14 protein-coding genes are annotated in these 14,602 nt (G+C 58.4%); 5 read left to right on the top strand and 9 right to left on the bottom strand.

Annotated features, from left to right (window positions below; genetic code table 11):
• Positions 1-169: 169 nt before the first annotated feature.
• The 4 genes from H9S92_RS05105 to H9S92_RS05120 form a co-directional block, all read right to left on the bottom strand.
• A complete protein-coding gene (locus tag H9S92_RS05105) occupies positions 170-1,276 on the bottom strand; it encodes a TlpA family protein disulfide reductase (RefSeq protein ID WP_187465631.1) in 1,107 nt (368 codons plus the stop codon).
• Between the two features lie 188 nt (positions 1,277-1,464).
• Entirely contained in the window at positions 1,465-3,705 is a 2,241-nt protein-coding gene (purL, locus tag H9S92_RS05110) for a phosphoribosylformylglycinamidine synthase subunit PurL (RefSeq protein WP_187465632.1), read from the bottom strand.
• A 132-nt stretch (positions 3,706-3,837) separates the two neighbouring features.
• Positions 3,838-4,497, bottom strand: coding sequence for a fibronectin type III-like domain-contianing protein (locus H9S92_RS05115; protein ID WP_187465633.1), 660 nt, complete (start codon positions 4,495-4,497; stop codon positions 3,838-3,840).
• Between the two features lie 78 nt (positions 4,498-4,575).
• Positions 4,576-5,202, bottom strand: a complete 627-nt coding sequence (locus H9S92_RS05120) for a MarC family protein (RefSeq protein WP_187465634.1) — start codon at positions 5,200-5,202, stop codon at positions 4,576-4,578.
• A 75-nt stretch (positions 5,203-5,277) separates the two neighbouring features.
• On the opposite strand from H9S92_RS05120, the gene H9S92_RS05125 reads away from it, so the two are divergent.
• Complete coding sequence (locus H9S92_RS05125; protein WP_290283631.1) at positions 5,278-6,360, top strand: L-threonylcarbamoyladenylate synthase; 1,083 nt, start codon at positions 5,278-5,280, stop codon at positions 6,358-6,360.
• A gap of 173 nt (positions 6,361-6,533) precedes the next feature.
• Positions 6,534-6,923 carry a hypothetical protein gene (locus H9S92_RS05130; RefSeq protein ID WP_187465635.1) on the top strand — a complete coding sequence of 130 codons (390 nt, stop codon included), beginning with the start codon at positions 6,534-6,536 and terminating at the stop codon, positions 6,921-6,923.
• A gap of 46 nt (positions 6,924-6,969) precedes the next feature.
• Here H9S92_RS05130 and H9S92_RS05135 read toward each other — a convergent pair whose 3' ends face one another.
• The gene (locus H9S92_RS05135; protein WP_187465636.1) at positions 6,970-7,230 is read right to left on the bottom strand and encodes an acyl carrier protein; all 261 of its coding nucleotides are present in this window, start codon (positions 7,228-7,230) and stop codon (positions 6,970-6,972) included.
• Positions 7,231-7,493: 263 nt separating this feature from the next.
• Here H9S92_RS05135 and H9S92_RS05140 point away from each other — a divergent pair, with 263 nt between their 5' ends.
• The gene (locus tag H9S92_RS05140) at positions 7,494-8,213 is read left to right on the top strand and encodes an LOG family protein (protein ID WP_187465637.1); all 720 of its coding nucleotides are present in this window, start codon (positions 7,494-7,496) and stop codon (positions 8,211-8,213) included.
• 161 nt (positions 8,214-8,374) lie between these two features.
• Here H9S92_RS05140 and H9S92_RS05145 read toward each other — a convergent pair whose 3' ends face one another.
• On the bottom strand, positions 8,375-8,908 hold the full coding sequence (locus tag H9S92_RS05145) for a hypothetical protein (RefSeq protein WP_187465638.1): 534 nt from the start codon (positions 8,906-8,908) through the stop codon (positions 8,375-8,377).
• A 183-nt stretch (positions 8,909-9,091) separates the two neighbouring features.
• Here H9S92_RS05145 and H9S92_RS05150 point away from each other — a divergent pair, with 183 nt between their 5' ends.
• Positions 9,092-9,961 (top strand): ChaN family lipoprotein, encoded by an 870-nt coding sequence (locus H9S92_RS05150; protein WP_187465639.1) that lies wholly within the window; start codon positions 9,092-9,094, stop codon positions 9,959-9,961.
• Between the two features lie 600 nt (positions 9,962-10,561).
• Positions 10,562-12,145, top strand: a complete 1,584-nt coding sequence (locus H9S92_RS05155; protein ID WP_187465640.1) for a M28 family peptidase — start codon at positions 10,562-10,564, stop codon at positions 12,143-12,145.
• 209 nt (positions 12,146-12,354) lie between these two features.
• Here H9S92_RS05155 and H9S92_RS05160 read toward each other — a convergent pair whose 3' ends face one another.
• From H9S92_RS05160 to H9S92_RS05170, 3 genes are read right to left on the bottom strand one after another with little or no spacing between them, the layout of a single operon-like run.
• Complete coding sequence (locus H9S92_RS05160; RefSeq protein ID WP_222935983.1) at positions 12,355-12,738, bottom strand: diacylglycerol kinase family protein; 384 nt, start codon at positions 12,736-12,738, stop codon at positions 12,355-12,357.
• A complete protein-coding gene (locus H9S92_RS05165) occupies positions 12,735-12,998 on the bottom strand; it encodes a hypothetical protein (protein WP_187465642.1) in 264 nt (87 codons plus the stop codon). The genes H9S92_RS05160 and H9S92_RS05165 overlap by 4 nt, the downstream gene beginning before the upstream one ends.
• 3 nt (positions 12,999-13,001) lie before the next feature.
• Complete coding sequence (locus tag H9S92_RS05170) at positions 13,002-14,366, bottom strand: vanadium-dependent haloperoxidase (RefSeq protein ID WP_187465643.1); 1,365 nt, start codon at positions 14,364-14,366, stop codon at positions 13,002-13,004.
• Positions 14,367-14,602 lie beyond the last annotated feature (236 nt).

Raw genomic sequence — 14,602 nt, forward strand, 5'->3', positions numbered from 1 at the left:
GTTGTAATCTACATCCCTAAACGCCCCCCGAGGAACTAGCTTAGATCACTAAGTTTTGGAATAAGTCGGGATAAAAAACTAAGAGACACCAAGCTTCCGCTGGTGTCTCTTAGTTCCTCTTCGTGCCCTTAGTGGTTCAAAAAGGAGGCTGAAAGCCGACCTTCCAATGCTAAATGTGCTCCTTCAGCGCCTGCTCAATCGCCGCAGCGCCGCGTAAGCCCACCGCTGCAATTTTGCCCTCCCGGTCGATGAGGAAAGTCTTGGGAATACCAGTTACGCCGTAGGTCCGGCCCGCAGAGCTGTCCCACTTGGTCAGTTCACTGACGTGGTAGGGCCAGGAGAGTTTGTCTGCCGCAATGGCGTCCACCCAGCGGCGTTTTTGGTCTTCGTTGGCGGCGGCGATGTCCTGCGGGCTCATGCCCTGGGCGCGGCGGGTGTCAATGCCGTCGAGGCTGACGCTGAAGATGGTAAATCCGTCCTTTTTGTACTTGTTGTACACTTCCACCACGTGGGGATTTTCACGGCGGCAAGGACCACACCAGCTGGCCCAAAAGTCGAGCAGGACAACCTGTCCTTTGAGGTCAGAAAGGGAATACTGCTTGCCATCGGGGCTCGACATCGTAATGTCGGGCGCGGGTTGGCCCACCTGGATGAGTTCCTGGCTCTGCTGCATGGCCAACTGCTGTTCCATGCTGCTGATGAAATTGGCGTAGGTCGCTTTCATGGGGTCGTTCGCATCCAGGCGCGCAACGGCAGCTTTGTGGACGGGCAAACCGGCCGCACCGGCCCGCAGCAGGGCGTTGAAGGCGATAAAAGCGCCCGTCTGGGGGTTTTTGGTGCCCTCCACGATTGACTGGAGCTCTTCAATCGTCATGGTGCCCTGCCGCAAACGCTGCATGGCGGCCACCATTTCGGCCGAAGCCTCTGAGCCTTCCACGGTAAAGTCGTACTCGCCAAAGCTGGCCAGATTGCCTTTTACTTCCACTACCCCATCGCCTTTTTCTAGTACAATGAGGCCTTTTTGCGCGCCTACCCGGAGTTGATAAACACCGGGATCCAGCCCTTCTACAAAGCCGAGGGCAAAGCTGCCATCCGGCCCGATCGCCGCGCTGGCCAGTACTTCGTTCGAACCGTTAATGGCCACTTTATCGAGGTTGACCTGCAAGTTGGCCCCGCCGGCCAGTTCTCCTTTAATGAGGGTGCCTTCCGTTCCGCCGTTGCAGGCAAAAAAGACCGCCGCCAGCAGCAGTCCAGTAAAGTATTGCAAGAATTTCATGGGGAAATTATTTGAATTCAGAAAAGGTGTCAGGACCGTAGTTTGTTGTACGCACCCCGCAAATATACACACATTCACTTTTAAACGACACTTGTAGTTTCGTATTTTCCACGCTCCTTCAAAAGTGGCGCGGTCGCAGGTGCAAGGGAAGGTCGTAAGGAGCAGGGTAAGGCCGTACCCGGGCCAATTTATTCTTCAAGGACAGCCCCAAGGGTAAGTTCGTGCATCACCATCCACTCCGCCAGTTCGCCCCAGTTTTCGCCGTCAACGGTCAGGTCATCCCCTTCCACGCGGCCCAGGACGGTAAAGCCCACGCCGGATTCCCGCAGGAAGTCTTCAAGCTGGGAGGTGCGGGCTTCGTCGGCCGTCACCACTACCCTACCCTGGGCCTCGCCGAACAAGAAGGCGTCTTTGCGGAAGGCCGCGCTGGTATCGATCCGGAAACCGTGGCCGCCCGCCATGGCCGACTCGGTCAGGCTCTGGAACAAGCCCCCATCGGAAACGTCGTGCGCCGACTTAATCAACTCCTTGCGGATGAGGCCGGCGACGGCAGCGTGGAGTTCCTGCTCTTTTTTCAGGTCGAAGAAGGGCACCGGGCTGTGCTCAATGCCGTGGACCCGCCGCAGGTACTCGCTGGAGGCAATGTCGTCGTGGCTGTCGCCGAGCAGGTAAATGACGTCGTTCTGGTCTTTGAAGTCGAGCGTCATCCGGAACTTGACGTTGTCGAGGATGCCCAGCATGCCGATGGTGGGGGTTGGGTATACCGGCTCTACCCGGCCGCCCTCAAACTGGGATTGGTTATAGAAACTGACGTTGCCCCCGGTTACCGGCGTATTGAAAGCGCGGCAGGCATCGCCCATCCCTTTGATGGCGTGGACGAACTGGTAGTAGGCTTCCTTATTGTAAGGATTGCCGAAGTTGAGGCAGTTGGTAATCGCCACCGGCTCGCCGCCGGAACAGACGATGTTGCGGGCCGCTTCCGCTACGGCAATCATCGTCCCGCGGTAGGGGTCGGCGTAGACGTAGGTCGCGTTGCAGTCGGTAGTCACCACCAGGGCTTTTTTCGTGCCTTTGATCCGGACGAGCGCCGCATCGGAAGGCCGGTTTTCCGACATGCTGTTGGTGCGCACGGTACCGTCGTACTGATCGGTCACCCAGGCTTTTGACACCAGGTTAGGGCTCAGGAAGGTAGTGCGGGCGGCGGCTTTGAGGTCGTGGGGGACGGGTACGTTTTCCGTCCGGAAGGCCTCCACCTTATCGAGGTAGGCGGGTCGGCTGTATTCCCGTTCGTAGACGGGGGCTCCGCCGCCGAGCACGAGGGGTTCGGAAGGGACGTCGGCCACCAACTTGCCCCCTGCGTAGAATTCCAGGCGGCCGGTGTCGGTCACTTCGCCGATCTGGGCGCATTCCAGGTCCCACTTTTCGAAGACGGCCAGCAAATCGGCTTCGCGTCCTTTCTTACCGACGATGAGCATGCGTTCCTGGCTTTCACTCAGGAGGATTTCCCACGGTGCCATGTTGGCCTGGCGGGTCGGGACCTTATCGAGGTCGATGCGCATTCCCGTGCCCGACTTGGCGGACATTTCGGAGGTAGAGCAGGTGATGCCCGCCGCGCCCATATCCTGCATACCGACAACGGCACCGGTTTTGATGACTTCCAGGCTGGCTTCCAGCAGGAGTTTTTCCTGGAAGGGGTCGCCCACCTGGACGGCTGGCAGGTCTTCAGCGCTGTCTTCGGTGAGGTCGGCCGAAGAAAAAGTAGCGCCGTGGATGCCGTCTTTGCCCGTAGCAGAGCCGACGATGAAAACGGGGTTGCCCGGGCCATCGGCTACGGCACTGATCGTCTCTCCGTGGCGGACGATGCCGACGGACATGGCATTGACCAGGATGTTTTGGTTGTAGCTGGGGTGGAAGAAAACCTCTCCACCTACCACGGGCACGCCGAAGCAGTTGCCGTAGTCGCCAATACCTTTTACTACACCAGCGACCAGGTGTTTGGTGTGCCGCAGCGAGGGATCTCCGAAACGGAGGCTGTTGAGCGAGGCAATGGGACGGGCGCCCATGGTGAAAATATCGCGGTGGATGCCTCCTACGCCGGTGGCCGCGCCCTGGTAAGGCTCGATGGCGCTGGGGTGGTTGTGGCTTTCAATTTTGAAGGCACAGGCCAGTCCATCGCCGATGTCTACCAGGCCCGCATTCTCTTCGCCGGCACCTACGAGCAGCTTTTCGCCGTCGCGCGGCAGGGTCTTAAGCCAGGTGATCGAGTTCTTGTAGGAGCAGTGCTCGGACCACATGACCGAAAAAATGCTGAGCTCATTGAAGTTGGGGACCCGGCCCATCAGGTCAACAATGCGCTGGTATTCCTCCGCCGTCAGGCCCAGGTTTTGGGCTACGGTAACGTCTACTTTTACTTCGGTGGCTGCCGCCATGGGGTGCTGTATTTGGGGTAAGGGGCAAAGATATAAGCGCCGGGCGACTTTTACAGGCTTAGCGGCAAGTATCGGCTGCCAGCCTAAGCTTTCTCCTATAAGACTTCCCCTGCATCCTGCGCCCGCGCCCCATCAATCTTCGTAATAACTGAAACCGACGGAAAGGGGCCCAATGGCCAGTTCATAATCCCCCGGCTTGGTGATCCATTGCTCGTTGGGCCCGCGGGAGGCGAGGTCCTGGGGAGAGATGGTGAAACTGATCACTTTGCTTTCCCCGGCGGCGAGGCCTACCGGTTGGAAACTGCGCAGGCGGGGGGCACTGGCTTTAGGGTCCGCATTTTCCTCCCTGCTGAACAGCAGGACGGAGTGTTGGCCCGGCGCGCCACCCTTGTTCGTGACCATTACCGAGATGGTGAGGCTATCGCCTTTTTCCAGGCCCGGGGCGCTGAGCAGCAGGTTTTGGTAGACAAAATCCGGGTTGTGGAGGCCATCGCCAAACGGAGCGAGGGGGTTTACAGCGTTGGGCAGGGTCAGGTCATAGAGCTTGCCCTGGAGCAGCAGATCGATGACGGCCTGGGGTGTTGGACGGTCTTTCTCTTCCTGGGCCAGCCGGGCCATTTCGCTGTCCACGAAGGCCCGTTCGGCGGGGGTGAGGGAAGAGGAGTCGGACAACTCGGAGTGTGGCGCAGCGTTGGCCTGCCGCCCCAGTTCCGCTACGGGCAACTTTGAGGCGTGGGCGGATGCGGGGGTGTTGCAGGAAAGGAAGCTGAGCAGAAGCAGTGTTGTGATCATGGAGAGACGAAACTTAGGTTTACAGAATGGCCTAAATTTAATTCATTTGCCGCAGCTTTCTCCATCCATCCGCCGAAATTACAGAAGCCCCTGGACGAGACTGACCAGGCCGGAAATCAGCATTTCAATGCCGATGCTCATTACCAGGAAGCCCATGATGCGGCTCAGGGCGGAAAGGCCCGTACGCCCCAGCAGGCGGAACAGTACGGGGGCAAACTGCAGCACCACCCAGATGAGGAGGGCCATGGTCAGGATCACCGCCACAATGAGGCCGCGGCTCACCCATTCGCTCTGGGCGGCGAACAGGCCGATGAGGAGCGAAATACTGCCCGGACCGGAAAGCATCGGCATGGCCATGGGCGTAAAACTGATGTCTTCGTTGTGCTGCACCTCGTCAGTCATTTCCGGGCTCATGCGCCGTTTTTCGAACTGGTTATTGAGCAAACCGAAGCCGCTGTTGACGATGATGAGTCCGCCGGCAATACGCAATGCGTTGAGGCTGATGCCAAAGAAATCGAGGATGAAAGAGCCGGCAAAGAAGAAGGTAATCAGGATGACGGAAAACCACAGGGAGGTCTTGCGCGCCATCACCGCCCGGTTGGTAGCCGGCATGTGGGAAGTGAGGGTGAGATACATCGGGACGGCGCCGAGGGGATTGACCACCGAAAAGAGGGAGCCGAGGGTGGCGAGAAAAAAAGTAAGCACTGGCGTAAATTCGAGTTGGGGCAAAATGGGTGTCCGGCGGCTAACTCACCACTGGGCAATCAGGGAAAACGCGCGGTGCAAAGACAAGTTGCAACGCGGAGCGACTGCACCAAAATATCGCAAAAAATCCGGACTTTTGCGGCGCGTCCGCCGCTTTTGGCGACGCCACACCCCATCGCTTTGCCCGCCCCGATTACTACCGACATTGCTGCTGCCGCCGAAGTGCTCCGCGCCGGAGGCCTGGTGGCCATCCCGACGGAAACGGTCTACGGCCTGGCCGGCAATGCCCTGAACGAAGCGGCGGTCGCCAAGATTTTTGCGGCCAAGAACCGCCCCAGCTTCGATCCGCTGATCCTGCACCAGTCCAGCGCCGAGCGGATCTTTGCTTTTACAACGGCCCCTTCACCTGCGGCCGCGCAACTCGCTGCCCACTGTTGGCCCGGGCCGCTGACCCTGGTGCTCAACAAACAAGCCGTGGTGCCCGACTTGGTATCGGCGGGCCTGGAGACGGTAGCCGTACGGGTTCCGCAACACCCCGTGGCGCGGCAGTTGCTGGAGCTGCTCGATTTCCCCCTGGCCGCCCCCAGCGCCAACCCCTTTGGCTACGTGAGCCCCACTACCGCCCAGCACGTAGCCGACCAACTCGGCGACCGCATCGACCTGATTCTCGACGGCGGTCCCTGCCAGATCGGCCTGGAAAGTACCATCGTCGGCTTCCCGGAGGGCGTCCCCACGGTGTACCGCAAAGGAGGCCTGCCCGTAGAAAGCCTGGAACAACTCCTGGGCCACCCCCTGGCGATCAATACCCACAGCAGCAGCCACCCTACGGCGCCGGGCATGCTCAGCCGCCATTATTCTCCGGGCGTGCCGTTGGACCTTTGGGCCGACCTGAAGCAAGTGGATGAGTTGCCTCCCGACAGCGCCGTAATTGGCTTTGGAATGGGCGGAACGCACTACCGCCGCGACGAAAATCGCCACCTGGACTTTTATGATCTTTCCCCCACGGGAAGTCTGGAGGAAGCGGCCCAGCAGCTCTTTTCCGTCCTGCGCCAAGTAGCCAAGCAAGACTACCTGCGGGCCGCCGCCGTCTTGGTGCCCGAACGGGGGCTAGGCCGCGCAATCAACGACCGGCTACGCCGCGCGGCAGTGGAGGAGTAAGGAAGATAAGCGGAACGGACGCGCGCTGGCCGCATACGAAAAGTACCGACAATTGCTAACTTTGTCCGCCGCAAATGCGTTGCCAACGGGAACGACACTGCGGCTGAACACCGGATCAGCCGATCGTTTACTTGCCGACTGCCAACCAATTTTTGTAGGACCAATCCACACTCATGCGCTTTCCTCTTGCCCTGTGCTTCACCAGTTTATTTTTGGCCTCCTGCGGTGGTGATGTCAACCCCGAGGCGGCCGCAACCATTGAAGGGCACTGGGAACTTTCCCGTGCCCTGCGCAACAACCTCGAAACGGGGATGCTCGAAGACCTGACTTTTACCTTCCGGCCCGACGGTACCTTTGAAACCAATCTGATGGGCAACGAAAGCCCTGGCACCTACGAATTCACGGGTACCGAACTGGTCACCGCTGGCGTCAGTTTACCGCTGACCTACAATGTCCGGGAGCTGACGGACAGCACACTGCACCTGCGCAGCACCTACCAGAGCTACCAGTTTGACTTCGAGATGAAACGTGCGGCGGCCAACGGCCACTCCGACGAATTGTAATCGGTTGGATGGGCATTTGGTCAGTAATCAAATGCCCGAACAATAACTAGCGGAGGAAAAAGTGCTGGATGTCTCCCACGGTCTCGATCTGCGCCATTTCCTCTTCGGTGAGGTAATACTCCATGCGGCTCTCGAGGGAGGCAATGAGCAGCTTTACGTCCATTTGATCAAGGAACAGATCGTCCTGGAGGCGGGTAAAGGTGTGCAGGCGTTCACCGGGGATGCGTAATTCATTGCTGAGGTTCGTCATCAGGTCGGCGGAGCGGGTAACAAAGCCCGTGGCCGGGTAAGCGGTTAAGTTGGTCATTTGGGTACAAAAGATTGGTTGGGGCCAATGGCAACTGCCCGGCGAAGGGGCGGGAATGTGCTGCCGGGCGTTGATTCCATTAGCGAATATTCGCTGCAAAGAACGTTGTGAGACCGCCAAGCGTTGCCTCGACAAAAAAAATTAGCCGCTTTTTTTTTACAGGCCCGGCTGGCCCGGAAACCCAAACTTAAGCCCGCCCGCCCGCACGCAGGGTACGCGATGTGCCCCCCCGGGCTTACCTTTGCCCTCCCAAAAAAAATAGCATGAGTGAGCACGCAGGACTAAACCGCCACGCCCCCCGCCACTGGCACCAGAATTTTACCGGCGAAAACAGCTGGACCATGTTCAAGGTCATCAGTGAATTCGTGGAAGGCTACGAGGTAATGAACCGGGTAGGCCCCTGTGTTTCCATCTTCGGCTCGGCCCGGACCAAGCCCGACCACAAGTACTACCAGCTGGCCACCGAAATCGGGCAGCTCCTCGTCCGCGAGGGCTACGGCGTCATCACCGGCGGCGGGCCCGGCATTATGGAAGCGGGCAACCGCGGCGCCCACCTGGAAAAAGGAGCCAGCATCGGGCTCAACATCGATCTGCCCTTCGAAACCAGCAGTAATCCTTACGTAGACCTCGACAAAAACATCGATTTTCGCTACTTCTTCGTCCGCAAAGTCATGTTCGTAAAATACGCCCAGGCCTTCGTTTGCTGCCCGGGCGGCTTCGGGACGATGGACGAACTTTTTGAAGTCCTCACCCTCATCCAGACCCGCAAAATCAATAAGGTTCCCGTCATCCTGGTCGGGACAGAATACTGGAGCGGACTGCGCGACTGGATCTTCGAGACCATGTCGGAAAAGGAGGCCACCATCAGCCCGCAGGACATGGACCTGATCCCCATCGTCGACACGGCTGACGCCGTTTTGGAAATCATCCGTGACTTCTACGACCGGCAGGGGCACACGCTTTCGCCGAATTTTAAGCTCTAGTGGGCCAAACGGTAAATATCGTTACATTAAGTTGCCGCTATTTTTTGGTATGGCAAGGCGGCGAAACCGGAGTACAGCCAAAGCTACATGAGGATTTCGCTAACGCAGCCAGAGCAAAAAAGAGCAAGGCTTGGATGTAATAGTATTTACCGGTTGGCCCACTAGCCATTCCCCGTTCCCTTGAAGTGGTCTTCTTTGTATTTGAAGAGGACGTTGAAGGAGGTCAGCGAGCCGTAAATCCGGGTGATGTACTGCTGAAGGTTCACTTTTTCTTCGTCGCTGAGGTTGCTGGCGTTGATACGTTGTTCCATCACGCGGAGGCGATCACGGACCATGACGATTTTGTGAAAAAAGTCTTCGATGGGCATTTCTTTGGTCGCCAGGCCGGCCTCCCCGGGTTGGAGGATGAGGGTACCGTCGATCCAGCGGTCGCCGAGCTTGGTCGTTTCGTCGATGCCGTTATAGGTGCGTAAAATCCGGATGAGGGCCTGCTCGGCCTCGTTGAAGGAAGCCACTTCTTCGGCTTCCAGGGCTTCGATGATTTCCCAGTCGCGGTAGTCGCGGCCGACGGTTTTGAGGCCGTAGGTCATAAAAGTAACGTCGTAGGCGGCCTTATAGAGTTTGACGATCACGCCGTCGCCGAAGGCGGGGTGGCGGACCCGGCTGCCGGCGCCGAGGGTAATGGGTTGGTTCATGAGGGGATTAAATTAGCTGGCGCGAAAGTAAGCAAAAGGGCGCGGACGCAGGTGCTCCCCCCCGGCCCCCCGAAGGGGGGAGTGAGGACAAAGAGCAAGGGAAGAGCGCCGTAAACCCTATCTTTCGCCCGGGAAGCAGGCAAGTTCCGCCCATCCGCTTCCCCCCAAAACTACTGTTTACTGATGCGTTTATCCCTCGCCTTTCTGCTGCTGCTATTCACCGCTAACGTACCGCTTATGGCCCAGTCTGATCCGCGCCCCTACGCCCTGTTCGACCGGGCGGGGAAACCCACGAAGTACAAAAAACTCTTGAAAGCCGCCCAGGAGGCCGACGTCATCCTCTTCGGCGAGTCCCACAACAGCGCCATTGCTCACTGGCTGCAGCACACCCTGGCCCGCGATCTGTACGCGGCCAGCGGCGCTTTCACCCTCGGCCTGGAGATGTTCGAATCCGACCAACAGGAGGGTCTCGATGCCTACCTGCAAGGCGCAGCGACGACCGAGCAGCTCGACTCCATCGGTTCCGGATTGTGGCCCAACTTTGCGACGGATTACCAGCCGGTGGTCAATTTTGCCCGCGAGCAGAAAATGACGGTGGTGGCCACCAACGTCCCCCGCGCCTACGCCCGCCTGGTTTTCAAGGGTGGATTTGCTGCGCTGGACGAGTTACCGGCGTCGGCCAAAGCCCAGCTCCCTCCCCTACCCATTCCTTACGACAAAGACCTGCCCGGCTACGTAAAAATGCTCGAAATGATGCCCGGCGGCCACGGCGGCGAGACCTTCCCCATGGCCCAGGCCATCAAGGATGCCACGATGGCCCACTTCATCGCCGCCCGGCACCAGCCCGGCGTGCCTTTCATCCACCTCAACGGCAGCTACCACTCCGATGATTTTGAAGGCATCGGCTGGTACCTCCAGCAGTATGCGCCGCAACTGAAAGTGCTCACCATCACGACCATCGAACAGGGCAGCGTGGAGCAGTTGGCAGCAGAAAATACGGGCAAGGCCCACTTCACGATCGCGGTGCCGGAGTTGATGACGAAGACTTATTGAGGTCGAGTCGTTCCACGTAGAGTTTTGGCTCCTACGGAGCTTTTTTCCACGCGGAGGGCTGAGATTTTGGAGAGCTTCGCTCTTCTCTTTGAACCACTAAGGACACGAAGAGGGACTAAGCTGAGGTCAAGACGTTTTACGTCGCAGTGTCAGACGGGCTAGAGGGTGTTACAACACCGGTAAACATCTCCAGCAGAGGTTTACAGTCGACGTGAAACGAATCAAACTCACCAAACTCCATGCAACTCCATGCCCCAACTCCATGCCACTCCATGGGCTAAAAAGATGCAGTCGCCGTACAATGGCTCCACCATTTTTGAACCACTAAGCCTGTCCCGTACAGAACTTAGCACCTCTTCGTGCCCTAAGTGGTTCAAAAAGGACTGCGCAGCAGGCCGAATCCCTCCGTGGTTCCACTTTGGGTGGATTACAACTGAAAAGGGTACCAACTCACCAAACTCCATGCAACTCCATGCCACTCCATGGGCTAAAAGGACTGCGCAGCAGGCCCAAAAGCAAAAAACCACCCCGCTCTAAAAATATTTTCTACCTTACCCCTCCCAACCCGCTCTGAAAAGAGCTGCTATAAAACCGGAAAAAATGAAAAATCGCGTTCTTCTCCTGCTGTTGCTATTTGTCACCCCCTTCGCCCTGGCCCAAGCCCAGGAAAAGGTGAATGACGAACTCAATGCCCTCATCCGTAAGCACGGCCTGGAGCTGAGCCAGGCGGGAGAAATTGCCGGGTGGATGACGGACGTATACGGTCCCCGCCTGACGGGGTCGCCCATGCTCGACAAGGCCACGGATTGGGCCCAAAAGACCCTGAAAGAGTGGGGAATGAAAAACGTCCACCTCGAGAGCTGGGGCCCCTTCGGCCGTGGCTGGGAGTTGAGCCATTTTGAGATGCACGCTACGGCCCCCTCCTACTTCCCCATCATTGCCTATCCCAAGGCCTGGTCTCCCTCCGTCAAAGGAAGCGGCGAGGTGGTTTATTTGCAGGCAGGAAACGAAGAGGAACTGGCCGCCTACAAGGGTAAGCTGGCGGGTAAGTTTGTCTTATTTGATACCATCCGCGTCGTCACCGAAGGTTTTGAGCCTAACGCGCGGCGACACGATGCCGAAAGCCTGCTGGAAATGGCCAACGCTCCGGAGCCTACCCCGCGTCCCCGGCGCAACTACAACAACCTGGGCAACACCAACTTCAACCAAATCCTCTGGCAGTTTCTGGCCGATGAGCAGCCCCTCGCCGTCCTGGACCGCAGCTACAAGGGAGACTTAGGCACCGTCTTTGTATCGGGCGCAAGAACCGCCGAGGGCCGCGCCCAGCAAGAGGGGCAGAAGGTAGTCCCGCAGGTTACCCTTTCCGTCGAGCACTACAACCAGATTTTCCGCAACCTCCAGCGCGGCTTACCCGTCACCCTGAGCATTGAATTGCAGTCGGCTTACACCAACCCCGATGGGATGGAGCACAACATCATTGCCGAAATCCCCGGTACGGACCTGAAGGATGAAGTCGTAATGTTCGGTGCCCATTTCGATTCGTGGCACACCGCCACGGGAGCTACTGACAACGCCGCTGGCTCCACGGTGATGATGGAAGCCGCCCGTATCCTGCTGGAAACGATCAAGGAAAGTGGAATTAAACCGCGCCGGACCCTCCGCTTAGCGCTGTGGACGGGCGAAGAGCAGGGCTTGCTGGGCTCGCGGGGGTACAGCAAGGAACACTTCGCAGATTTCCCGCCCAACAGTTTCACCCCCCAAAGCCTCAAGCCCGCCCAGAAAAGCGTTTCCGCTTACTACAATCTCGATAACGGCACGGGAAAAATCCGCGGCGTCTACCTGCAAGGCAATGCGGAAGTTGCGCCGATTTTCCGGGCGTGGCTACAGCCCTTCAAGGACCTCGATGCCGCCACGTTGAGTATGTCCAACACGGGTGGTACGGATCACCTCACCTTCGATGCAGTAGGCATCCCGGGCTTCCAGTTCATCCAGGAGCCGATGGCCTATTTCGCGCGGACCCACCATTCCAATATGGACAACTTCGATCACCTGGTGGTAGAAGACTTGGCCCAGGCAGCGACGATTGTGGCCTCCTTCGTCCTGCATACCGCCCTGCGCGACGAAATGCTGCCGCGCAAGCCCTTTGAAACGGAGGAGGCGAAAAAGGAGGCGGAGAAGCGGTAGTTTTTTTGGAAATCGCAGGATACCCCCTTCCCGAAAACACCTGGCTGAGGATGCCCCCACCCGAAACATGGACATTCGGGTGGGGACACCCTCAGCCAGAACCATCCGCTTCGGTGAGGATATCATTAACCAGGGGTATAATGCGTACCGGATGCCTCCACTTCGCAGAAGATGTGCGCTGAGGTAAGTATGATGCGTCAGCCCCCCCCTTACCGCGCCACCACCAAAAAAACTTCGTCGTAGATCAGCAGCCCTGCCACCAGGGCGGAGAAGATGGCAGTAAACAACACTGCCCCCGCCGCAACGTCTTTGGCTTTGCCCGCCAGCTCGTTGTATTCCGGTGAGACCAGGTCTACGATGTACTCCACGGCGGTGTTGAGCGCCTCGGCGGCCAAGACCATGCCTGAACAGATGAAGACCATCGCCCATTTCCAAAGGGGAAAATCCAGCCCGTAGGCCACGGCCAGTATGCCCACGAAGGCCAGGATATGGATCCGGCTCGGCGCGTGGTTGCGCAGCAAGTCCCAGGCCCCTTTGAAGGCATAGCCGAAGGCAAACCAGCGTTTGCGACAGTACTCCGTAAATTGGTTCATGACATCCATGCAAATTCCCCGCGCAGCAGAAAAAAGCCCAGCAACGCCAGCGCAGGGCCCAGCCAACCGCTCAGCATAAAGCTATAATAAGCCCGATTGACCCGACTCGGTTCGATCCACTCCACAATATGGCTGATGCCCCAAACCGCAAAGCAGATGCCGCCCAGGATGATGGCCAGCAGCGAGCCCGCGTACTCATCCCCCAGCATCACCAACAAGTAGAAGATCAACTGCCCGATGAGCATCAGCAAAAAATTCATGGGCTATTTCTTGCTGATCGTCGTGCTGCCCAGCTGGATGCGTTCGAGCAGGTGCTTACCTACGGCCTCTCCCTGCACCATGCCGTAGTCGATGGCCGGACGGTAGTGGATGCCGCCGTAGAGCCGGCTCAGGGCCGCTTCTTCGCTGGCGGCCAGGAAGCTGGGGAAATCACGTGCGGGCAGGTCGAACTCCACCTCAGAATCGTCGGTGAAGGCGAAGTTATCGCCAAAAATGTGGGTCAAGACCGTAGCACTGGCCCGGCTGATGACGGAGTGGCCCGAGGTATGCTCGGGGAAGGGTGGCGTTTGCAGCAAGGGCCGCCATTCTTCATCAATGTGGCGGTTGATGAAGGTTTCGGGGCGCAGGAGCCGCGAGCGGTACTTCTCGTCCCAGCAGCTGATGAAACCATCGTGCAGGGCCATACTGACCGTAGCGTAAGCCCGCGTAGTGGTGGCCAGGTCGGCCTTCGCCTGCCGTGCAGCGATGGCCGTGATGTTGATCCAGTGGCCCCCGGGGGTGATCTTTTTGGTGGCGAACATTACGTGGCCGATGTGGTGGCTTACGTAGGGGTTACAATCCCAGAACTTCGCAATATTTATCCGCTCGGCCAGTTCTGTGGTATCGGTGGTACGCATGGCTTCGTACACCTCCATCACTTCCTGGTACCATTTGCTGTCTTTAGACTCGCTGTAGGGCGTAGGGGGCAGAGGGCGGAACTGGCTGGCGCTATCGAGCGCAAAGGTCCGGATCTTCATCCAGCTGGGCTCAATGCCGTCCATGTAATCTGGGGGCGTAGGCTGCCACTTGCTCACGTCGTTGGAAATGGAGTACTTGGGGAAGGTGCGGGTTTGTTTGTAGTTGTCTCCACCGTACCACTCAATGATGTGATCGGCCACTTGCCGTCCGTAGGCCAGGGAGGCCGCCATGACGTCTTCCGGAACGCCAATGGCGGCGATTTCCTGGAAGAGGGTATCCTCAAAGACTTCCATCTTCTCTTCGCTGAAGATCATGCTTTTGCCGGTCTTGAGCTGGGCGGCCAGGGCGGCAATCGGGTGGCTGATCTCCACGCCAGCTGGTGGTGCGGGAACGGGGGACAAGTGGGGAATCTGCCCGGCCAGCGAGGGCATTGAGGGGTCGCCCGCCGCCAAAGCCTCGTAACCCGCAATGTTGGAGTAAGAGTAAATGCGGGCCGCTACGGGCGGACTGAAAATGTCGTGGACAATCACGTCCGTCAACTGCTTGACCGCCCGGTGGTAGAACTCCGGGGCGGCTACCTCTTCGGGGTAGTTGGGGTTGACGTCCTCACCGCAGGCGAGAAACAGGAAAGGAAGGGAACACAGGAAAACAAAACGAAAGAGCGGAGACATAACAGGAAAGGTACTTGATGGCCAAAACAATAGAACAGTTGCTGCAAAGATAAGTAAAACCATGGGTATAGCAGCATTGCGTAGCTGTCGGCCACCTGACCTTGCTTCGCCCCTACGCTGGCGCGGAGCCCGGCTCTTGTGGCCAGGCGGAAGCAGGGCGGCGGGGCAATTGCCTCCGCTCAACTTCCCTTGCACCTGCGACCGCGCAAAAACACGCCAAACACTATCTTGCGATC

The organism is Neolewinella lacunae (genome assembly GCF_014349155.1).
In the GTDB taxonomy this organism is placed as follows: Bacteria; Bacteroidota; Bacteroidia; order Chitinophagales; family Saprospiraceae; genus Neolewinella; species Neolewinella lacunae.